General features: G+C 44.2%; 21 protein-coding genes. 9 read left to right on the plus strand and 12 right to left on the minus strand.

Features of this window, described 5'->3' with window-relative positions; all coding sequences use genetic code 11:
- Positions 1-58: 58 nt before the first annotated feature.
- From ACFSKO_RS19845 to ACFSKO_RS19875, 7 genes are all read right to left on the minus strand, one after another.
- The gene (locus ACFSKO_RS19845; RefSeq protein WP_380254949.1) at positions 59-1,039 is read right to left on the minus strand and encodes a peptide ABC transporter ATP-binding protein; all 981 of its coding nucleotides are present in this window, start codon (positions 1,037-1,039) and stop codon (positions 59-61) included.
- The gene (locus tag ACFSKO_RS19850) at positions 1,039-2,046 is read right to left on the minus strand and encodes an ABC transporter ATP-binding protein (protein ID WP_380254951.1); all 1,008 of its coding nucleotides are present in this window, start codon (positions 2,044-2,046) and stop codon (positions 1,039-1,041) included. The genes ACFSKO_RS19845 and ACFSKO_RS19850 overlap by 1 nt, the downstream gene beginning before the upstream one ends.
- A 4-nt stretch (positions 2,047-2,050) precedes the next feature.
- Complete coding sequence (locus tag ACFSKO_RS19855) at positions 2,051-2,971, minus strand: ABC transporter permease subunit (RefSeq protein ID WP_380254952.1); 921 nt, start codon at positions 2,969-2,971, stop codon at positions 2,051-2,053.
- Between the two features lie 2 nt (positions 2,972-2,973).
- Positions 2,974-3,990 carry an ABC transporter permease subunit gene (locus tag ACFSKO_RS19860; protein ID WP_380254954.1) on the minus strand — a complete coding sequence of 339 codons (1,017 nt, stop codon included), beginning with the start codon at positions 3,988-3,990 and terminating at the stop codon, positions 2,974-2,976.
- 82 nt (positions 3,991-4,072) lie between these two features.
- On the minus strand, positions 4,073-5,629 hold the full coding sequence (locus ACFSKO_RS19865; protein WP_380255421.1) for an ABC transporter substrate-binding protein: 1,557 nt from the start codon (positions 5,627-5,629) through the stop codon (positions 4,073-4,075).
- Between the two features lie 585 nt (positions 5,630-6,214).
- On the minus strand, positions 6,215-6,577 hold the full coding sequence (locus tag ACFSKO_RS19870) for a PilZ domain-containing protein (protein WP_380254956.1): 363 nt from the start codon (positions 6,575-6,577) through the stop codon (positions 6,215-6,217).
- Between the two features lie 181 nt (positions 6,578-6,758).
- Entirely contained in the window at positions 6,759-7,154 is a 396-nt protein-coding gene (locus ACFSKO_RS19875; RefSeq protein ID WP_380254958.1) for a flagellar basal body rod C-terminal domain-containing protein, read from the minus strand.
- Positions 7,155-7,324: 170 nt separating this feature from the next.
- On the opposite strand from ACFSKO_RS19875, the gene ACFSKO_RS19880 reads away from it, so the two are divergent.
- The 3 genes from ACFSKO_RS19880 to ACFSKO_RS19890 are packed head-to-tail and all read left to right on the plus strand — an operon-like array spanning position 7,325 to position 12,236.
- A complete protein-coding gene (locus tag ACFSKO_RS19880; RefSeq protein ID WP_380254960.1) occupies positions 7,325-7,930 on the plus strand; it encodes a PadR family transcriptional regulator in 606 nt (201 codons plus the stop codon).
- Positions 7,927-9,048, plus strand: a complete 1,122-nt coding sequence (locus tag ACFSKO_RS19885; protein ID WP_380254962.1) for an efflux RND transporter periplasmic adaptor subunit — start codon at positions 7,927-7,929, stop codon at positions 9,046-9,048. Before ACFSKO_RS19880 ends, ACFSKO_RS19885 begins: the two co-directional genes overlap by 4 nt.
- Positions 9,045-12,236 carry an efflux RND transporter permease subunit gene (locus tag ACFSKO_RS19890; protein WP_380254964.1) on the plus strand — a complete coding sequence of 1,064 codons (3,192 nt, stop codon included), beginning with the start codon at positions 9,045-9,047 and terminating at the stop codon, positions 12,234-12,236. The genes ACFSKO_RS19885 and ACFSKO_RS19890 overlap by 4 nt, the downstream gene beginning before the upstream one ends.
- 97 nt (positions 12,237-12,333) lie before the next feature.
- On the opposite strand, the gene ACFSKO_RS19895 is transcribed toward ACFSKO_RS19890, so the two are convergent.
- The 4 genes from ACFSKO_RS19895 to ACFSKO_RS19910 form a co-directional block, all read right to left on the minus strand.
- A complete protein-coding gene (locus ACFSKO_RS19895) occupies positions 12,334-12,942 on the minus strand; it encodes a CDP-alcohol phosphatidyltransferase family protein (RefSeq protein WP_380254966.1) in 609 nt (202 codons plus the stop codon).
- Between the two features lie 21 nt (positions 12,943-12,963).
- Complete coding sequence (locus ACFSKO_RS19900; protein ID WP_380254968.1) at positions 12,964-13,800, minus strand: CDP-alcohol phosphatidyltransferase family protein; 837 nt, start codon at positions 13,798-13,800, stop codon at positions 12,964-12,966.
- Between the two features lies 1 nt (position 13,801).
- The gene (locus ACFSKO_RS19905) at positions 13,802-14,500 is read right to left on the minus strand and encodes a phosphatidylserine decarboxylase (RefSeq protein ID WP_380254970.1); all 699 of its coding nucleotides are present in this window, start codon (positions 14,498-14,500) and stop codon (positions 13,802-13,804) included.
- Between the two features lie 140 nt (positions 14,501-14,640).
- The gene (locus tag ACFSKO_RS19910) at positions 14,641-15,792 is read right to left on the minus strand and encodes a LysM peptidoglycan-binding domain-containing protein (protein WP_380254972.1); all 1,152 of its coding nucleotides are present in this window, start codon (positions 15,790-15,792) and stop codon (positions 14,641-14,643) included.
- A 372-nt stretch (positions 15,793-16,164) separates the two neighbouring features.
- On the opposite strand from ACFSKO_RS19910, the gene ACFSKO_RS19915 reads away from it, so the two are divergent.
- The 5 genes from ACFSKO_RS19915 to ACFSKO_RS19935 all read left to right on the plus strand — a co-directional run bounded on the left by ACFSKO_RS19915 (position 16,165) and on the right by ACFSKO_RS19935 (position 20,313).
- Positions 16,165-16,749: an LOG family protein gene (locus ACFSKO_RS19915; protein ID WP_380254974.1), complete on the plus strand. Its 585-nt coding sequence runs from the start codon at positions 16,165-16,167 to the stop codon at positions 16,747-16,749.
- 106 nt (positions 16,750-16,855) lie between these two features.
- Positions 16,856-18,070, plus strand: coding sequence for an NADP-dependent isocitrate dehydrogenase (locus ACFSKO_RS19920; RefSeq protein ID WP_380254975.1), 1,215 nt, complete (start codon positions 16,856-16,858; stop codon positions 18,068-18,070).
- 5 nt (positions 18,071-18,075) lie between these two features.
- Positions 18,076-18,621, plus strand: a complete 546-nt coding sequence (locus ACFSKO_RS19925; RefSeq protein WP_380254977.1) for a peptidylprolyl isomerase — start codon at positions 18,076-18,078, stop codon at positions 18,619-18,621.
- Positions 18,622-18,829: 208 nt separating this feature from the next.
- Positions 18,830-19,327 (plus strand): peptidylprolyl isomerase, encoded by a 498-nt coding sequence (locus ACFSKO_RS19930; protein ID WP_380254979.1) that lies wholly within the window; start codon positions 18,830-18,832, stop codon positions 19,325-19,327.
- Between the two features lie 146 nt (positions 19,328-19,473).
- Entirely contained in the window at positions 19,474-20,313 is an 840-nt protein-coding gene (locus tag ACFSKO_RS19935) for a mechanosensitive ion channel family protein (RefSeq protein WP_380254981.1), read from the plus strand.
- A gap of 77 nt (positions 20,314-20,390) precedes the next feature.
- On the opposite strand, the gene ACFSKO_RS19940 is transcribed toward ACFSKO_RS19935, so the two are convergent.
- A complete protein-coding gene (locus tag ACFSKO_RS19940; RefSeq protein ID WP_380254983.1) occupies positions 20,391-20,894 on the minus strand; it encodes a methylated-DNA--[protein]-cysteine S-methyltransferase in 504 nt (167 codons plus the stop codon).
- Between the two features lie 137 nt (positions 20,895-21,031).
- Here ACFSKO_RS19940 and ACFSKO_RS19945 point away from each other — a divergent pair, with 137 nt between their 5' ends.
- The gene (locus tag ACFSKO_RS19945) at positions 21,032-22,246 is read left to right on the plus strand and encodes an MFS transporter (protein ID WP_380254985.1); all 1,215 of its coding nucleotides are present in this window, start codon (positions 21,032-21,034) and stop codon (positions 22,244-22,246) included.
- Positions 22,247-22,293: the final 47 nt, after the last annotated feature.

A 22,293-nucleotide genomic window follows, 5' to 3' on the forward strand; every position in this document is an offset into this window, starting at 1 on the left:
AAAAATAAACCCGGTCACCCGGGTTTATTTTATAATATAGAAGAGCTAAGGCAACAGGCTAGCTTCTCCCCTCTTCTACGGCATGGCAAGATACCAATGCAGACGAAGTCGAAGACAAAATAGGTCTTTCCGCCTTGCAACGATCGTTTGCAAGAGGGCACCGGGGATGGAAAGAACACCCCGTAGGAGGATTAAGCGGAGAAGGTAATTCCCCAACTAATTTGATCCGTTCTTTTTTCCGATTTGGGTCAGCAACCGGTGTCGCAGACAAAAGAGCTTTGGTGTAAGGGTGCTGGGGATTATTGAAAATTTCATCCCGTGAACCATGTTCGACAGGCTGCCCTAAATACATAACCAAAACATCATCAGCAATATGCTTAACAACGGAAAGATCATGAGAAATGAACAAATAGGCTAAGTTCATTTCTTCTTGAAGTTCTGTAAGTAAGTTCAAAACCTGGGCCTGAATGGACACATCCAATGCAGAAACCGGCTCATCTAATATCACAATCTTCGGACGCAACATAAGTGCCCGGGCAACCGCAATACGCTGACGTTGCCCCCCTGAGAACATATGCGGATAACGATCCGCCTGTTCAGGACGAAGGCCAACCCGAGACATCATAGATAAAACCTCATCACGCCGTTCAGAGGCCGACATGTTGGTATTAATCTTCAATGGCTCTGCAAGTATAGCACTGACTTTTTGGCGTGGATTCAAGGATCCGTATGGATCCTGAAAAACTATCTGCACCATCTGACGGAGCGATACCTTTTCTTCTTTGGTATGTACGGAAGAAATATCCATACCGCCAAGGACGAGTTCGCCTTCTGTTGGTTTTTCAATTAACGTAACCAATCGGGCAAGCGTGGACTTACCACACCCAGACTCGCCGACTACAGCCAGTGTCTTTCCCGCCTCTAACTGAAACGAAGCACCATCCAATGCTTTGACAGTACCACCCTTGGAAAAAAGGCCGCCTTTAACCTCATAATAGCGTTTGAGGTTATTTGCTTTAAGAACTTTTTCAACACCCATTACGCATTTCCTCCAATCACCGACGAGGTAGATGTCCCAGGATGATTATTCGTTGGTTTACCGTCCACAAGCGGGTAATGACAAAGGACTTTATTGTGAAGAGCAGGTGCTTCACTCCGACATTTATCCGTCGCAAATTCGCACCGAGGATTAAACAAACAACCCGTTGGGCGATCCAACAACCCAGGTACGACACCGGGAATTGATGGCAGGCGTTTACCCGTTGCTCGTTCAGGTAAAGCCTTTAGCAAAGCATACGTGTACGGATGTTGAGGGGCATTAAACAGTCCCTTTACATCTTGACGCTCAACTTGCTGACCCGCGTATTGAACATTCACAACTTCGGCAGTTTCAGCGACAACCCCCATATCGTGTGTGATCAGGACAAGTGCCATACCTTGCTTCTTCTGAAGCTCACCAAGAAGTTCCAGAATTTGGGCTTGAATAGTCACATCCAAAGCTGTTGTAGGCTCATCTGCAATCAAAAGGCGCGGATTACATGCAATCATCATCGCAATCATAATACGCTGGTTCATGCCCCCTGACATCTGATGAGGAAAAGCCCGCAAACGTGTTTCAGGAGAAGGAATTCCGACCAAACCCAAAAGCTCGACAGCGCGTTTTTCAAGTTCTTTTTTCGTCCCGCCAAGATGCTCCTTGATCACTTCCATGATCTGGTAACCGACAGTAAAACATGGGTTAAGACTTGTCATAGGTTCTTGGAAAATCATTGATATGTCTTTACCAATAATTTTTCGGCGCTCTCTTTTGGAGATCGTCAGCAAGTCTTGACCATCAAAGTTCATGCGATCAGCTGTAATATTAGCTGTCCAAGGAAGAAGGCCCATCAAGGCAAGCATAGATACAGATTTACCTGAACCAGACTCCCCAACGATTGCCGCCATTTCGCCTTGATCAATTTCCAGATCGACACTGTCGACCGCTCGAAATAAACCGTGAGCCGTCTGAAATTCAACAGAGAGATTTCTAATTTCCAATAAACTCATGGGATCAGGACCTCTTCATCTTGGGATCGAGCGCGTCACGCAGACCATCACCCATCAAGTTAATAGCCAATACTGTCAGTAAAATCGCAATACCAGGGAAGGTAACGACCCACCACGCACTGAGCATAAATTCACGTGCATCCGCAAGCATTGTTCCCCACTCCGAAGCTGGCGCCTGTGCCCCCATACCAAGAAAACCAAGAGCCGCTGTATCCAGGATCGCTGTCGAGAAACTTAGAGAAGCTTGAACAATAAGCGGCGCCATGCAATTGGGAAGAATTGCAATCAGCATCAAACGCATTTTACCTGCACCAGCAACTTTACTCGCCGTCACATAATCACGCGCAGACTCAGCAATAGCAGACGCACGAGCCAAACGAACATAGTGCGGTAAATAAGTAACAGAGATCGCAATCATAGCATTTCTTAGGCCTGGGCCTAAAATAGCCACCAAAACCAAAGCCATCAGCAAACTTGGAATGGATAGAATAACATCCATAATTCGCATAACGATGGTTTCGTAAATCCCGCGGAAAAAACCAGCCGATAGCCCCAGTAACACACCACAAGTCAAACTGATAACAATAACAATGCACCCAGCAAACAAAGAAAACCGTGAGCCATGCATAAGCCGAGAAAGAAGGTCTCTCCCGACAGCATCAGTACCAAGCAGAAATTCGATGTTACCGCCTTCTTGCCAGAATGGTGGTATCAGGATGTAATCGCGATTTTGTATGTTTGGTAAATGTGGCGCTGTAACATTTGCAGTTAGGGCAATTAATACAATAAAAACGAAGAAGAAAAGCCCAACAACAGCGCCTTTGTTTTCTGAAAAATAAAACCAAAACTCTGTAAGCTGCTGTCGCAAAGGACTTATTTCTTTGGGCTCTGCACTACGATCAGCAGTATTTTGAATTTCGCTCATCATTACCTCCGATGCAGAATACGTGGATTGATCAAACCGTACATAAAATCAACCATCAAATTAACAATCATAACAATAGAGGCAATCATGACGATACCACCCTGCACCGCGAAATAATCACGCCGAGAGATTGAATCGATCATCCACTTGCCGATACCCGGCCAAGAGAAAATTGTTTCCGTCAAGATCGCACCAGCAAGCAAAACTCCAACCTGAAGGCCAATTACAGTAACAACTGTAATTAAAGCGTTTCTCAATGCATGAATACCAATTACCCGGAAAGGCGACAGACCTTTAGCGCGGGCTGTACGTACATAGTCTTCGCCTAAAACTTCGAGCATTGCTGAGCGGGTTTGACGTGCAATAATCGCAAGAGGAATAGTTCCAAGAACAATCGTCGGTAATATGAGGTGAGATAGAGCAGATGTGAAAGCACCCTTTTCGTCACTGACAAAAGCATCAATCAACATAAACCCTGTGTCTTGATCGATCCAAAACAGCGCAGATAACCGGCCCGATACAGGTGTCCACCCCAACATGTCCTGACCAGAGAAAACAATGATAAGAAGAAGGCCCCACCAAAAGATTGGCATTGAATAACCTGTCAGGGAAATTCCCATCAAGGTATGATCAAATGCAGAACCACGCTTAACCGCGGCAATGATACCAGCAGGTAAGCCGATCAATGCGGCAAAAATAATAGCGCAACCAGCAAGCTCAACTGTCGCAGGAAACCGCGTTAGGAACTCTTCTAAAACTGGTTGGCGGCTTGTGAAGGAAACGCCTAGATCTCCATGGAGTATCCCCCACAAGAAGGAAAAATACTGTTCCCAAATCGGTCGATCAAAACCGAGAGTAGCCATGAGTTCTGCATGGCGTTCGGGGCTAACCCCACGCTCTCCGGCAAGGAGTTCAATTGGGTCACCCGGCAGCATTCTGATAAAACTGAAAGCTATAAGAGTAACGCCAAGGAATGTGGGAATTAAAACTCCCAACCTGGCCAAAATAAATCGAAACATCGCAATCCTGACTTCTCTTATAAGAAAATCGGGGAAGGCTTACACCCCCCCCGTTTCATATTTAGTTTAAGATTTTAATATCTTATTCTTGAAGATCAACGCCGTAGAATACATGGCCACCTAGTGGATCAATACGGAAATCAACAACTTTGTTGCTCATAGCTTTGTGAACAACAGAGTGAGCCACAGTAACCCAAGGAGCTTCTTCCTTGAATACAGCCTGAGCTTTTTCGTAAATTTCTGTACGTTTCTCAGGATCAGAAACAATCACAGCTTGATTAAAGAGATCATCGAACTCTTTGTTACACCAGCGTGCGCGGTTACCACCAGATTTCGCAGAAGCACAGTTAAGAAGTGAAAGGAAATTATCCGGATCTGGATAATCTGCTGTCCAACCGAGAAGAACGGTATCGTGATCGCCTTTTTGTGAACGGGAAAGGTACTCACCCCATTCCATGGAAACGATCTCAGCGTTCACACCGACAGCCGCCCAGTCAGCCTGAATAAGTTCGGCCATACGACGCGCATTCGGGTTATAAGGACGTTTAACAGGCATTGCCCAGATATCAGTGCTTAAATTGGAAACACCAGCTTCTGCAAGAAGAGCTTTCGCTTTTGCAGGATCATAAGGGTAATCCTGAATTTCTTCATTATAGCCCCAAAGTGTTGGTGGAAGCGGGTTTTTAGCCGCTTTACCAGCGCCCTGGAATACAGCTTCGATGATTGCCTCTTTGTTCATGGCATAGTTAAGTGCCTGGCGAACACGCTTATCATCAAATGGTTTTTTCTCGGTGTTGAACGCAAGATAACCAACGTTCAAGCCTTCTTGACTATCAACAGTCAGATCTTTGTTTGCTTCAATGGAAGTCAAATCAGCCTGATTGGGATAAGGCACCAGATGACACTCACCAGCAGCAAGCTTCTGATAAGCAACCTGGGCATCAGGAGTGATCGCAAACACAAGTTTGTCTAGCGGTGCACGACCTGACCAATAATCGTCATTTGCTTGATAACGAATAAAGGCATCTTTCTGATAGGAAACAAACTGGAAAGGACCCGTGCCGATTGGCTCTTGGTCAAATTTCTCAGGAGTACCAGCATCTAGCATCTGTTGTGCGTATTCAGCAGAATGAATAGAAGCGAAATCAATGGCAATTTTTGAGATAAAAGGTGCATCAGGCTTCTGAAGTGTGAACTTAACTGTATTATCGTCAATTTTTTCAATCGACTCTAAAATATCTGGGAAGCTTACATAACCAGAGAAGTACTCGTAAGTACCACCAGAAACTTTATGATAAGGGTGATCAGCTTTCCACTGGCGATTGAAGCTGAAAAGAACATCATCAGCGTTTAATTCACGTGTAGGCGTGAAATATTTCGTCTTATGGAATTGTACGCCTGAACGAAGATGGAAAGTATAAGAAAGTCCGTCTTCGGAAACTTCCCAGGACTCAGCCAAACCTGGAGTTATAATTGTTGAGCCTCTTTCGAACTCTACAAGGCGATTATAGATGTTGCGTGAGCTGGCATCAAATGATGTACCTGATGTGTACAGAGCAGGTGTAAATCCTTCAGGGCTGCCCTCAGAACAATAAACAAATGTTTTTGCCTGTGCAGATACAGATCCCATAGCAAGCATACTTGCGAAAGCCGCAGTAGCCAAAAGTCCTTTTTTAATCACGATATCCTCCCAAATGTCGTAAATAAGCGCGGAATGCGCCTTTTTTTATTTTTAGTATCTCGTTACCTAATCTAATAAGGATGGTTTTAAGCTATCCATCTCAAGTTGCATAGTCAATTTCCTCGTACGGCCTATATAAAAATTGTATACAAAATTAGTAAGAATTTATCTGAGGCATATTTAGTAAGGTTTTATATATTTTATCTTTTAAATTCTGTTAGTTAAGCTACCCGCCACGACGGAAATTCGACACCCTAATAAGACATTATAAACCGATAAGATGCAAAAAAAAGCAATAAAATTATACGTCATTTTTAAACTTTCAAGAGCATTGAAGGCGAGGACCACCACCCAAAACAACTAAAGAGCGAGAGAAAGCAAAGATTCGAGTTTTGATTAAATCATATTCAGGCAACAAAAATTACTTATACCTTACCTTCACCACGAACGAAAAGGTTACCCTTTAACGGCTCTCCCAGAGAATAAAAAACACTGTTTTAATTGGTATGCTATTTGTTCAAATCACTCTGATAAATTGATTAATCAAGCGTACTCTAAACATTTCATCGGTAAAATTCCTGCCATTATGCTCGCTAATTTATCAGGGCTTTCTTTAAACCGTAAGCCAACGTTTTCTCCTCGAGACCAAACAACTTCTGATACAAGCTGAACTCCTCCGGCAATATTAATCACAAGCCTCGTTCCAATGTCGATCACATGATTAAATTTCGCCTGTACTCCATTGACCGAAACATCATAAATTACGCATTTTTGCTCAATCCCAGCAAAGTCTGAATATTCTCCAGACCAAAGCACAGAAATTCGTTGATAGCGTCGCTGGTCACCTCCATCCAATTCTACAGAAGAATTAGGCAATTGACCTTTAGTTTGCTTTTTTCCAGACATGGCAACCTGAACCTTCATACTTACGACGAAAATAGCCTCAGACATGACATATACGGCAACATACCTTCGGCAAGGCAAGACGAGATATGTAATATACCAAACAATTATCTCTAAATTTAAAATAAAATTCAAGTTAATTAAATAAACAAAATCAATAAACGAACGAAGGCTATGTAATCACTTAATCTTCGTTACTATCAAGAATACTCAAAAGCGTATCATCTAACTCTGAAAATTTCTGAATTACGACGGCGTTGGCCTTATAAGCAGTAGAAGCTATCTTTTGATTAACAAGTTCTTCCTCAATATTGACGTTAGTAGCTGAAAATATTTCGGCAAAACTACTCGTCTGCCCTACTTGCGATAGAGGTGTGCCCGCTGAAACTTGAGAAACAATTCCACCGACACCAGGATTATTGCTTATGGCATCAACTCTGCTTGGTGTGAAAGGTACTCTTGCGGACGAATTTTCAGAACCATTCAATGCTGTAGACTTAGCGTTCACAATATTATTAGCGGACACCGCAACACGGAGCGCCTGCAAATTAAGTCCAGAAAGTGGTATAGAATAGTCCATGTTTTCATCCCTTTCACTATAGTATATCTGAGTTACAACCCCATTTCAATTTTAGGTATTTAGCTAAATTTTTAGATAATTTATGGACAAAGTTTTAATTGTCATAAAAAATTCATTATATCGGGTTGATATATGATGGTTCGATCTATATCTAACATAAATAGGTGAAAATGGCTTCGAAAACCACCTACAAAAATAAAGCAGGTAATTTGAGTATGGATGTTAAAACTTTATGCCTTGGGGTATTATACCAAGGCGAAGCAAGTGGGTATGAAATCAAGAAGGCCTTTGAAGAAGGCCCCTTTAGTCACTTTCAAGATGCCAGTTTTGGCTCTATCTACCCTGCGCTGGGACGCCTATCATCCGAAGGCTTGGTCGACTGTACTCAAATGGCACAAGAAAAACGCCCCGACAAGAAGGTATATAAGCTGACCAGTAAGGGTAATAACGCTTTAATAACAAGTATTCTGGTCCCTCCTGCTCCAGATAAATTTACATCCGACTTTTTCTTCGTCCTTTATTTCGCGGAACTTCTCCCCGTAGCACAGGTCACTCTGCTTATCGATCAGCGTATAGCGTTTTATAAAAATATTCTTGAGCGTATGTCAGAATGTGACATCACGTCCGTAACTGCCGGCAGACAATTATGTCATGGCCTCGGCTTAACTGTTTACCAATCATCGCTCGAGTATCTGCAAAAGCATAGGGACAGTTTCCTTCAAAAGCTTCCTTCTCAGAACATAACCAGTACGACTTCAAACAGGCACGCATCATGAAAGTTTCCTATCTCCTCGCATTCATTTTAGCAGTTGGAACTACTGGCTGGGTTATGTCAGGGCTACTTGCTGATGGCTCTGAAACGGGTAAGTCAGCTCAGCCTGAGGTGAAGAAAGCTCCCGTTAACCTGACAAAGGAAATACGCATACCATCGGTTCGTGTTCACAACTTATCCGCGGAACCCTATACCCGACGGTTAACAATTCGAGGAAGAACAGAGGCACTCAGAACTGTTCAAATCAAAAGTGAAGCCAGTGGTAAAATTATTGAACTCACTGTTGAAAAAGGTCAAAAAATAGAATCAGGCAAGCTGATTGCCAAACTTGACGTTAATGAACGGTCAGCAAGAGTAAAAGAGTACGCGGCCTTAAAAGAACAGCGTGCTATTGAATATGAAGCATCAAAGCGTCTTTCACAGAAAGGCTTCAAGGCGAACACTAAACTCGCGGCGAGCAAAGCGGCCTTAGAATCTGCACAAGCCGAACTCAGCAAAGCTAATGTGAACCTTTCCAATACCCTTATCCCAGCTCCTTTTACGGGCATACTACAAAATCGCATGGTTGAAATTGGTGAATACATCGATATCGGCGATGAGATCGGTACCATAGTCGACCTTTCCACCATACTGATTGTCTCTGAAGTAAGTGAACGTCTGGTTCCCTTTATTACCGTTGGCCATCCGGCCAGCGTCAGGCTAATTACAGGGGCGATTGTTAAAGGAAAAGTACAATACATTTCCTCAATGGCTAACCCAACGACCCGAACTTTCCGTATTGAAGTTGCCGTCCCGAACCAAGATCAAAGTATTGTTGATGGTATTACCGCTGAAACCATTCTCACCTTAAATCACACTCAAGCACATAAAGTATCTCCTGGAATTTTGACCATCGCCGATACAGGGGCGATTGGCGTAAAAACGATTAATCGTAAAAACGAAGTCGTGTTTAAAGAAGCCACAATTTTGGAAAATACGACTGATGGTTTATGGCTCGGAGGTTTGCCAGACAACGTCACCTTCATTGTTGTCGGTCAAGAACTTGTTATCGATGGCCAAACAGTAAAGCCCATCGATGTGAATACCTTGGAAGAATTCAAATCTGAGGTACCTCAGTCATGAATGGGATTATCTCTGCAGCTCTTGGGCGTTCAAGAACGGTTTTGCTTGGTCTTATCCTTATCCTTATTGCTGGGGGTGTTTCTTATGTGACAATCCCCAAAGAAGATAGCCCCGACATCACAATTCCGATTATTTACGTCAGCATGCACCATGAAGGGATTTCCCCCGCAGACGCTGAACGCCTCCTTCTAAAACCCATGGAAAAAGAACTCCGCAGTATTGAGGGCGTCAAAGAGATGCGTTCAACCTCCTATCTTGGAGGCGGAAATGTCGTCATGGAATTTGATGCCGGATCAGATATTGATCTTGCCCTGACAGATGTCCGCGAGAAAGTCGACATTGCCAAGGCTGAACTTCCAGCAGACGCAGATGAGCCAACCGTTCATGAAGTCAACTTAAGCCTTTTTCCCATCATCGTCGTTAATCTATCTGGAGATATCCCTGAACGCGCTCTTCTCTCTATCGCAAATAGGCTTCAGGATAATTTAGAATCTATCCCAACTGTTCTCGAAGCCAAATTAGTCGGGGATAGAGATGAGTTAGTTGAAATTGTTATCGATCCACTCGTTCTCGAAAGCTATAATCTGGATGCCAATGATATTATAACAGCTGTTGGCAAATCAAACCTCGTGGTTGCGGCAGGATCTCTCGACACAGGACAAGGGCGATTTGCCATCCAAGTCCCTGGATTGTTCGAAGACACCAACGACATCCTTAACATGCCACTGAAGGTAAATGGAGATGCTGTTGTCAGGGTTCGAGATATTGGTATTTTGAGAAAAACCTTCAAGGACACATCCGAATACGCAAGGGTCAACAATAAGCCAGCACTCACACTTGAAATATCAAAACGTACCGGTACCAATATTATTGAAACCATCGAACGTGTTCGCGCCGTTATTGCCGAAGAACAAACCCTGTGGCCTGACGCCGTAGAAGTGTCCTTCAGCCAGGATCAATCAACCGGCATTCGTACAATGTTGCAGGATCTTCAAAATAACGTGCTCTCTGCAATCATCCTGGTGATGATTGTTGTTGTTGCGGCTCTTGGTTTTCGCTCATCCATACTTGTAGGGATCGCGATCCCCGGATCTTTCTTAGCCTCTATCATGATGCTTCATGCCGCCGGCCTTACGGTTAATGTCGTGGTCCTTTTTAGTTTAATTCTTTCCGTCGGCATGCTTGTGGATGGAGCGATTGTCGTTACAGAATATGCCGACCGCAAAATGAGTGAAGGTATCCATCGCAAAGAAGCTTACAAACAGGCAAGCTTGCGCATGGCATGGCCAATCATTGCTTCTACAGCAACGACACTTGCAGCTTTTGCCCCCCTAATTTTTTGGCCAGGGATTATGGGTGAGTTTATGAAATTCATGCCCATTACCTTGATCGCGACCCTCAGTGCCTCTCTTGTCATGGCCTTGATCGTTGTCCCAACAATTGGCGCCATTATTGGTAAAGCTGGTGGCGCTGCAGATAAAAAATCCATGGAGAACCTTGCCGCCTCAGAAAATGGTGACCTCAGGAGCGTAACAGGCTTCACCGGGTTTTATATCAAACTTATGCACCGGGTATTAAAGTTTCCAGGAACGGTTGTTTCTTTAACCTTTGTCTTGCTCATTAGCGTTATATTTCTTTATGGCACATACGGAAAAGGCGTTGAGTTCTTTCCAAATATCGAGCCAGACAATGCGGTTCTGCAGGTTAGGGCTCAAGGAAACATGTCTATCGATGAAAGAGATTATCTTGTAAGACAGGTCGAACAAATTGTTATGGATCTGCAAAATGAAAGACAGGAACTCCATAGTATATACGCCAGCACCAATGCGGAAAGTAGCACCAGCAGTAATCAACCCGAAGATGTGATTGGCAATATCCAAATGGAATTTACCGACTGGTTTAATCGCCGACCTGCCGATGAAATTCTTGCTGAAATTCGCGCCAGAACAGCGGTTCTTGGAGGAATATCTGTAGAACCTCGTAAAGAAGAAAAAGGTCCTTCGTCGGGAAAACCTATTGAGATAGAGATCGCTTCTGAAGACCCAACTCTGGTCTATCCAATGGCCAGCATTATCGCCTCCCACCTTCAAACAACAGACGGTTTTGTTGACATTGAAGATGGCCTACCCGTACCCGGGATTGAATGGCGAATTGATGTCGATCGTGCTCAGGCCGCAAAATTTGGTGCGGATATAGCATTAATCGGCAGCTATATCCGCATGGTAACCAATGGTATGAAACTCGGGAGTTACCGACCAGATAACAGCGATGAAGAGATCGACCTCGTCGTTCGACTTCCGAAAAACAATCGGACCATAGAACACCTGGATCAAATCAAAATTCAAACCAACGTGGGCCTCATCCCCATATCAAACTTCATCACACGTACAGCAAAACCAAAGGTTGGCTTGATAAATCGTGTCGACGGTAAACGGGTTGCTGTGATCAAATCAGATATCGCTGAAGGTGTTCTTACAGATACTAAAGTCAAAGAGCTCGAAAGCTGGCTTTCTACACAAAATCTTGATCCAAAAGTAACGATCACCTTTAAAGGAGAGAATCAAGATCAACAAGAATCTCAGGAATTCCTGGTTAAAGCCTTTGGGGTCGCGCTCTTTATGATCGCTATTATTCTCGTGACCCAGTTCAATAGTTTTTACAGTGCGCTTTTGATCCTCTCAGCCGTCATCATGTCAACCATTGGCGTGCTGATCGGGCTTTTGATTACCGATCAACCTTTTGGTATCGTCATGTCCGGGATCGGGGTTATTGCTTTGGCAGGAATAGTCGTCAACAACAACATCGTTCTTATTGATACTTTCGATTACGTATCAACTAAGTTTAAAGACCAAAAAGAAGCTATCATCAGAACCGGAGCTCAGCGTCTGCGCCCCGTACTCCTGACCACAGTCACGACAATTCTTGGATTAATGCCTATGGTGCTCTCCACCAATATTGATTTGATTAATCGTACAGTTCAAATTGGTGGCCCTTCTACCCAATGGTGGACACAACTTGCGACAGCCATTGCTTTTGGTCTTTGCTTTGCAACAATTTTAACGCTGGTCATTACGCCCAGCTCTTTGATGGTTCGGGTGAATTTTAGAACCTTTGTCACCAGGATCAAAAACAGATCCAAAAAACATTCCACAGATCCAAATCAACATGGATCGCCAGTCAAAGAATAACTTCAACCAGCTGAGTGAGATTTTTTTGATCAAACTCCTGCTCGATAACCTGCAAGAGAGAACCCAAGAGAGCCGAACATTTCGGCTCTCTTTTTTATTAGTCTTTAAAGAGGGAAACTGCAGCGTGAACTCTAAAGGATGTCGTTAACCAACAAAGAGAGCCAAACACCCACGCCAATAAAGAAAAGTGTTGTGGCCAAATACAGAGTGCCAAAAACAAAAAAATTGTCTCTGTACCTTCAGTCAGACCACCAAGATAATAAATAGATTTTTGGCCTCGGATATCGGTTGACACCCCCCTTTTCTCCGCAACGATCGCAAAAGAAAGAAAGGAAGCGCCAGTTCCAACAAAAGAAAAGATGAGAAACGCTGCAGCCAAGGCATTCTCTTGCGGGTTAGCTAAGGCAAAGCCAAAGACGACCGCTGAATAAAAAAGGAAATCCAAGGTTATATCAAGATAACCACCAAGGTCTGTTATGCCTTTGACACGCGCGACAGCACCATCCAAACCATCACAAAGGCGGTTAAATATAATACAGGCAAGCGCCGCCTCATAATGTTGAAACCCGAGTGCTGGAATAACCAACATACCAACGCTAAAACCAACCCATGTTATCCGATTGGCAGTTATTCCATTATCTGAAAGAGATCGGCCCAACCGCTCTAAGGGAGGATCAATCTTTCTCCGCATCCAGGCATCAAACATACTAGCAGCTCTTAAGCCGTTCTAGGCCTCTTCTTTATCAGGTTGATCAGGCGAATTTTTGTCTGTCAGGTCGTTATTTTCCAGATCCTTAGCCTCTTGAGCCATCATTTTATTACGGCTATTTCGATAAGAAAACTGGGCAAGAATGATGCTCGCCAAATATCCAATACCAGCAATGCTAAGGGAAACCCAAGGCGTACTAACCAAAAGCATGATGCAGATTGCAACGCCAAGTAAGACAAGTCCGACATATCGTCTTGGTATGCGAATACGTTTAGATGAATACGTCGGGATCGTGCTAACAAACAAGGCGCCAACAAGTACTAACATCACACCATTAACAATAGGTGTCCGAAAAAACTCATCACCAAGTTCAAAACTTAAAGCCAGTGGCAACAAAATGAGACCAGCACCACAAGGCGCAGGTATCCCCGTAAAAAATTTTGAGGCCCAAGGTGGGGGATTTTCATCCAGAAGTCCTGTATTAAAACGAGCTAGACGCATACCACAACATATCGCAAAGAAAAGCGATACAGCCCATGCCAAACCGCCAGAACCATCCATCGCCCATAAATAAATAACTATCGCTGGCGTAACACCGAAGTTGACAAAATCAGCTAAGGAATCAAGCTGAGCACCAAACTCACTTGTGCCCTTCATTAGCCGTGCAACAGGTCCATCAAGGCCATCGAGCACCATGGCAAGAACAATACCAGCCACAGCCAGTTGCCAGTCTTTTTCCAAGGCGAAACGGATTGCCGACAGTCCGGAACACATCGCCATCAAGGTGATGGCATTTGGTATCAACCGGTTGACGGAGAATCCGTGTAAACGACGACGGCGCTTGAGACCTGCCATATTAACGTACCTCTGTTTCGCGTGAGACTTCGTCGGAAAGGAGATCTGCAATAACTGTTTCGCCACCGATCATTTGCTGACCAACAGATACAAGCGGTGAAACACCGTTAGGAAGATAAACGTCTGTACGACTACCAAAGCGGATAAGACCAAAACGTTCACCCGCTTTGACTTCCTGTTCCAAAGTAAGGTTACAGATAATCCGGCGCGCAATCAGTCCCGCAATCTGGACGAAAGCGATTTCCTTGCCGTCTTCCGTTTCCATTTTTATCGACATACGTTCATTCAACTCTGATGCCTTATCCATGGCAGCATTGAGAAAAGCACCATGATGATAAGCCAGCTCAGTGATTTTACCAGCTGTTGGTACGCGATTGACATGAACATCAAACACACTGAGGAACACAGAAATGCGCATCAAAGGTTCACTGCCCATATTGAGCTCAGAAGGCGGCACCGCCGTCTCGACAGCGCTGACATGCCCATCAGCAGGACTAACGACAAGTCCTTCACGAACAGGCGTCTGACGCTCTGGATCCCGAAAGAAATAGGTGCAGAAAGCTGCAAGAATGAGCCCGACAATTGCCAGAGGCTTCCAAATCAACGCGAATACAACGCTAAGCGCAAGTGCGCCGCCAACAAAAGGCCAACCCGCTTTATTAATTGGCACTAAAATGTGCTTCAGCACTGCTGTCTCCATTCAAAATTTCATAATTAACTACGAGAGTTACCTAGTCATATAGGCAATCATCGTAAACATTTTGTGTCTAATACTGTATTCCGACCTCAAATGTAAGGCTTTTTCCTAAAACAACTTATTTAGAGTACCATACCGGAGAGTTAATTCGTCTTTGGAAGAACAAAAATTTGGCCTGGGTAAATCAAGTCGGGGTTTCTGATTTGATCTTGATTTCGATCATAAATCACAGCGTACCTGCCACCTTGGCCATAAATCGCCCGGGAGATCCGCCATAAGCTGTTACCTGGTTGGACAGTCACAATACGTTCATCAGGTAAGGTCTCAATTTTCCCAGAGCGAGAAAAGGGAATCTCAACACGCGCTATAACGCTCCCCCCATCATCAACCTGATCAATACGGAGTTGATGTAACCCTTCATCAATATTTTTTTCAGGTGCAACGGTCCAGCGGCCTTCGCCATCGGCAACACCTTGGCCGACAAATTCGTTATTTAAATAACCAACAACTTTTTGACCGGGTTGAGACGTTCCCCCAATCACCGTCTGTCCATCATCGTTATAATCAACACTGTCCAAAGCCAATTCACCATCACGGATACCTTCATTACCATCACCTTTTGGTAATTGAATAACCTTAGATGCGCTGGTGTTCGCACTCATTGCTTCATCGGGAACCAAAACAGCAAGTGGAGCGTACTCCCCTTTGGGTACATCAATAATAGCTACATCCTTCGACTTAAGTGTCTCGCCCTCACTGTTGTTGATCTGAAGACCTAGTTCATGAGCACCAGGTTCCAGCGGGGTTTTCAGGATATAAACCCACTGCCCATTAGTATCTGATTCAACTGATCCCAATATAGTTGTACCATCCAGGATACGAACATCACTCCCTGCAGGCGCTCGTCCAGCAATAACAGTATCACCTGTTTTTTCAACACGGATGACGTCAAAAGCTAAGAGAGGATCAACCTTTCCTCCTGTATTAACCGTATCACTTTGGTCAACAACACTATCTGTCGATAAGTTCTCATCATCATCAGTATTGGTACCCTTGGATACAACCTCAGTCGGTTGAGTGTTGATTTCTTCGACAACAACGTCTTTTTCGACAAGAGTATCGCCCGTTAATGTTTTTACGACCTTCTTGGGTGCAGCTGTCGTATCTCCACTATTCATCCCAGTACCAGTCGCAACCAGTGGTGTATCTTGATCTCCAGCGACATACCAAACTGTCACTGCAGCACCAGTAATGATCAAGGCAATTAAAATTGCAATTGCTAGGATACGACTCAAAGGAGGCCTCCTCAGGGCTTATAGTATTTGACGTTATGACCTTAACAGAGCGATTTTCAACGAGAAGTTTTTCTCGTACTTTATCACTCCATAATTACCGTTATCAGCTTTCCATGTTTTCTACAGAAAGGTAAGAACTTCTCCAAAAAGAACAAGTCGTCCATGATGTTATAATTTACTATAGCAATATTCAACATCGACACAATAAAGCAAAGTAGCTCCTTTTCATCAGTGCAAATTATCATGCCTCACTATATGATAAATAATTAAGTGTAAGGGGTTGGAATATTTCCCTAGTTCTTTCATGCCGTTTTCTACTTTTGCACGATACTAAAAATAATTTCGAATAAAACCAATTTGGGAATTACACGAATGACAAAAATAAACACCATCTGCATTTATTGCGGTTCTTCCAACGCGGTCAGCGAAGATCACCTCAATAATGCCAGCTTGGTTGGAAAGCTCGCTGCTGATCATAATATTGAAATCGTATATGGTGGTGGCCGTGTTGGCTCCATGGGTCGTGTCGCTGATGGTGCTCTTGCAAATAATGGTAAAGTCACTGGTATCATTCCGGAATATTTGCAAAAATTCGAAGTTGGACATAATGATGTCAGCGAACTTGTTGTTGTTGATTCCATGCACACGCGAAAAATGATGATGTTCGAACGCTCAGATGCTTTCTGTATTCTTCCAGGCGGGCTTGGCACATTGGATGAATTTTTTGAAATGGCGACGTGGAAACAGCTGGGGATGCACGACAAACCTATAATTTTAGTTAATCTTGAAAATTTTTGGACCCCACTACTCGACTTGATAAAACATCAAATTCAAGGAGGATATCTTCGCCAAAATCCTGATGATATATTCAGTGTTGTCAATAGCATAGAAGAAATTTTCAGCAAACTGACCACCTTACCTGAATCCCAGATCAAACCAGATACTTCACTGCTTTAAATGCAATTGTCTAACTCCATTATCTTGCACTGCAGCGAAAGACTGCTATTTTCCACAGTTAGTTCCCCAAATCATATGAAACAAGCCGACAAACAAGGAGGCGAACATGGCCAAAATTAAGGTAAAAAATCCGATCGTAGAACTCGACGGTGATGAGATGACCCGGATCATCTGGGAAAAGATCAAAGAAAAATTCATTCTCCCCTATCTCGATGTGGATTTGAAATACTACGATCTTTCAATCGAAAGCCGCGACGCAACAGACGATCAGATCACTATCGATGCTGCGAATGCGATCAAAGAACACCGTGTCGGTGTTAAGTGTGCCACCATCACCCCTGACGAAGCACGCGTCGAAGAATTCGACCTTAAGAAAATGTGGCGTTCGCCAAACGGAACAATCCGTAACATTCTTGGCGGCACTGTATTCCGTCAACCAATTATTATGGAAAACGTTCCGCGCCTTGTTCCCGGTTGGACCCAACCAATTGTTATCGGCCGTCACGCATTTGGTGACCAATACAAAGCAACCGATTTTCTGGTTCCCGGTGCAGGTAAACTCACCATGACATTCCAACCAGAAGACGGCGGCGAGCCAATTACACGAGAAATTTTTGATTTCCCTGAAGCTGGTGTTGCCATGGGTATGTACAATCTCGACGAATCTATTCGTGGGTTTGCACGTGCCTGCATGAACTATGGTCTCGACCTTGGATGGCCCGTTTATCTTTCAACGAAGAACACTATCCTCAAAGCATATGACGGTCGCTTTAAAGATCTTTTCGAAGAGATTTACCAAGCAGAGTTTGCTGATAAATTTGCTGCGGCCGGAATTTCTTACGAGCACCGCTTAATTGACGACATGGTTGCTGCAGCTATGAAATGGTCTGGGGGCTTTGTTTGGGCGTGTAAAAATTACGACGGCGATGTTCAATCTGATACAGTCGCCCAAGGTTTTGGTTCTCTCGGCCTGATGACATCCGTTCTGATGACGCCCGATGGGCAAACCGTTGAAGCAGAGGCCGCACACGGCACTGTAACACGTCACTACCGCCTGCATCAGCAAGGTAAAGACACCTCAACAAACCCAATCGCATCAATCTTTGCATGGTCACGCGGCCTTAAATTCCGCGGTCAGTTCGATGAGACGCCAGAAGTCGTTAAATTTGCAGAGACTCTTGAAAAAGTTTGTATTGATACGGTTGAATCTGGACATATGACAAAAGACTTGGCTCTTTTGATCAGTCCTAATCAAAATTGGCTTACAACGGACCAGTTCCTTGATGCCATCGACAACAATCTTCAGAAAGTAATGGGCTAATACATATGCATAAAATCCTTCGCAATCTTCTCGTAGGACTTTTTGCCCTAGCAGCTACATCCGTAAATGCTTTGGCAGCCGATCCTGAAAATACACTTGTTATCGAACTAAAAACGGGCAGTGTCGTTATCGAAATGCTCCCAGACCTTGCACCAACGCATGTTGCACGGATTAAAGAGCTGGCACGCGAAGGCTTTTATGACGGGATCGTCTTTCACCGTGTCATAGCTGGATTTATGGCACAGACAGGTGATCCAACGGGAACCGGAACCAGTGGGTCCGGAAAAAAACTCAAAGCCGAGTTTTCCCGTGAGCCCTACACCCGTGGTACCGTTGGTATGGCGCGTTCAAATCAAGTCAACTCTGCCGACAGCCAATTTTTCATTATGTTCAAAAGAACGCCTTCACTCGACGGAAAATACACCGTCTGGGGGCAGGTGATTCAGGGCATGGAACATGTAGACAGCATCAAAAAAGGTGCTGCTGGCTCTGGAAAAGTTGATGGTCCAGACAAAATGCTTTCTGTCAAAGTTCTTGCAGATATGCAGTAAGTTTGCTCTTTCGAGGCAATATTTTAAGTACTGGTAAAAAGCGCCGGGTCTATCGACCTGGCGCTTTTCTTTTAAGATATAAAGAACTTAGAAGAAATACCCACAACCAGAAATCATCACAAACAATATCCCGCCTTGCAAAAACACCATGCGATACTTATTTTGCTGTTAGTTTTTTATACCCTTTTAGATTTTTAAGGCCTCTACCATGACTGAAGCAACCACCCTTGATCCAGAAAATACACTGGTTATCGAATTGGAAACAGGCAACGTAATCATTGAGTTACTACCTGACCTTGCACCAACACACGTCGCCCGTATCAAAGAGTTGGCGCGTGATAACTTCTATGATGGAATCGTCTTTCACCGCGTGATTGATGGCTTCATGGCACAAACAGGTGATCCAACAGGTACAGGCACCAGTGGATCAGGCAAAAAACTTCGCGCTGAATTTACGCAAGAACCTTTTGTACGTGGTATCGTTGGCATGGCTCGTGCCCAAAATCCTCACTCTGGTGACAGCCAATTCTTTATCATGTTTGACAGTGCTCCATCCCTAAACGGTCAATACACTGTATGGGGCCGCGTTAGTGAAGGTATGGATCTTGTGGATGGAATCAAAAAAGGTGCTCCAGGAAGTGGCGCTGTTGATGATGATCCTGATCGTATGGTATCCGTAAAAGTTCAAGCGGACATCGCGGCCTAAATCCGAAGACACTTTAAGACTTTGCCAAAGATTTTACTTGGTAATTTTACTAGGTGTATTTTTCAAGCCCTCACTGTATGATCCGCAGTGAGGGCTTTGTCGTAGAGGACAGCCTGTAACTCAACATTAGAGGAACTTTGGTTGTCATGATTACCGAAGAATACAAAGAACTTATCGAGCAACTAAGCCAAACAGCACTAGATTTCTCACTCGAAATTCTTGCTGCTCTTGCCATTCTTATCATTGGTCGCTTTATCGCCAAACGTATCAGTGGTTATGTTGAAAAAGGGCTTTCAAAATCCGGTAAAGTAGATCGTACTTTACAACCTGTTATTGTAAAAATCACCGGTTACGCGATTATGATATTTGTCGTCGTTGCGGTTCTCGCTCAATTTGGAGTTGAAACCACCAGTGTTATAGCGGTTCTCGGTGCTGCAGGCCTCGCAATTGGCCTTGCGCTCCAAGGCACCATGCAAAACATTGCAGCAGGCTTTATGCTTTTGTTCTTGCGTCCTTTTAAAGTCGGCGAATTTGTTGATGCCGATGGCATATCCGGTACTGTAGATGAAATCAGTCTCTTCATTACCCATATGACCACAGTCGACGGTATCTATCTTTCAGTACCAAATTCCAAGCTTTGGTCAGCCACCGTCAAAAACTTTAGCCGTAATGCCAAGCGCCGCACAGATCTTGCCATTGGTATCGGTTATGGCGACGACATCAAGAAGGCAGAAAAAGTAGCTCTTGCTGTACTCTCTGGCGATGCCCGCCTGCACAAAGATCCGGCACCAATGGTTATCGTGGTTGGCCTCGGAGAAAGTTCAGTAGATCTGAACATACGTTATTGGACAGATAGTGGTGATTATTGGCCTGCTTTAAGCGATAATCGTCGCGCCATTAAAGAAGCGTTTGATAAAGAGGGCATCTCCATTCCCTTCCCACAACGTGATCTGCATATCGTTTCCGATATCAAAGCCAAATCTTGAGAATAAAAGCCTCTTGAACACCCTGATCAAAGGCCGCTTTCTGCGGCCTTTGACTTTTATATTTTACATAAGATCATTTAACGCTTTTCATGTTCAAGGAGCTTCCCTTTTCGCTCTAATCCCCCACCATAACCCGTTAAACTACCATCTTTTCCTATAATACGATGACAGGGAATAATAAGTGAAATCGGGTTTAAAGCATTTGCAGCTGCCATGGCCCTAATCGCCTTTGGTTTCCCTATTTTTGTTGCCATAGAACTATAGGTTTCAGTTGTCCCAAAAGGGATCTTACAAAGAGCATCCCATACTTCTTTTTGAAAGTCCGTTCCACCTGTATCCAATTTAACACCAGTAAAAGCCGTTGTCTCTTTGGCAAAATAAGCCATCAAGCGTTCTTCCATCTCTGAATTTACAGAAACATCAATAAGAGATAATTGAGGGAAACGCCGACGTAACAACTTTTCCCAACGAATTTGACAGTCCGTAAAGTCGAGATGGCACAAAATACCATCCCGGTAGAACGTTACAATTTCACCGATAGGCGAGCGATGCCGAGAAACCAGAAGACTGTCTTCAGCCATTATCAATACCTTGTTACCTAACCAATAGAAGTCGTTTTGACGAGATAGTTACCGTAAAAGTGAGTTCTTAATCGACAAAAACATTTATGCCACATAGATTTATCCAGATCTCAAAATATTATTATTACTAGGACAGCATGGAATATCCGTCACGTAAATGGCTCTCGTTAACCATCCTTGCCCTTTGTCAGGTATCAGCCATGGGATTGTGGTTTTCAGCCTCTGCCGTCATACCTTCACTCATTCAGGAATATGGACTTAGTTCTTTTCAACAGGCGCTCTTTACCAGCACAGTACAAATTGGATTTGTAGTTGGCAGTTTAAGCTCCGCTTTATTAGGGTTAGCTGACCGGCTTCCGCCCAAGAAACTTTTTTTGGGCTCAGCTTTGATAGCAGCCTGTGCGAATGCAATTTTACTGTTGGTCGAGCCAACAGATCTTATGGTTCCCGTTCTCAGATTTATCACTGGAGTTTGTATGGCCGGTATTTACCCCATCGGCATGCGCATGGCCGCGACCTGGGCAAAGGGCGATATGGGGTTGCTCGTGGGGCTATTAGTTGGGGCTTTGACTTTGGGCTCAGCATCCCCGCACCTTTTCAATGCCATTGGAGGGATCGACTGGCGATTTACTATTGCCATGGCCTCTGCCTTCGCAGCCCTTTCTGGATTTGCCATCCTCTTGTTTCAAATGGGTCCAGCCTACGTAAAGTCTCCGCGATTTCACCCAAAACAAATTCTTTACGCTTGGAAAATTAAATCTGTCCGTCTGGCAAATTTTGGATACCTCGGTCACATGTGGGAGCTTTACGCCATGTGGGCATGGATAGGTATTTTCCTAACCGCGAGTTTCTCTGAGAGCATGGGAGTTAGTGAAGCAAATGAAACAGCAAAAATTGCTACTTTTACAACAATGGCTGTTGGCGCTATTGGATGCTTAGGTGCGGGATACATGGCGGATAGAATGGGTAGAACTACCCTAACCATCGCCTCCATGCTGATCAGTGGCACTTGCGCCCTAACTGTCGGTTTTCTCTTTGGTGGCTCCCCGTTACTCCTCACAGTCCTATGCTTGATATGGGGATTAACAATCGTTTCTGATTCTGCTCAATTCTCTGCATCAGTAGCCGAACTTGCTAAACCTGAAATCGTCGGCACCATGTTAACATTACAGACCTCTATAGGATTTACCTTAACCCTTATTACCATTCACCTAATGCCCTATGGCGTCGATTTACTGGGTTGGGATTATGCCTTTGCACCGCTGGCCATTGGCCCCTTCCTTGGTGTTTGGGCTATGGTCAGGTTACGACAGCACCCCGATGCCGTGAAACTTGCTGGCGGAAACAAATAAACCTTCGCCTTCCAAAAACGAAAAAGCTCCGCAAAATATTGCGGAGC

Source organism: Kiloniella antarctica (genome assembly GCF_042682825.1).
GTDB lineage: Bacteria > Pseudomonadota > Alphaproteobacteria > Kiloniellales > Kiloniellaceae > Kiloniella > Kiloniella antarctica.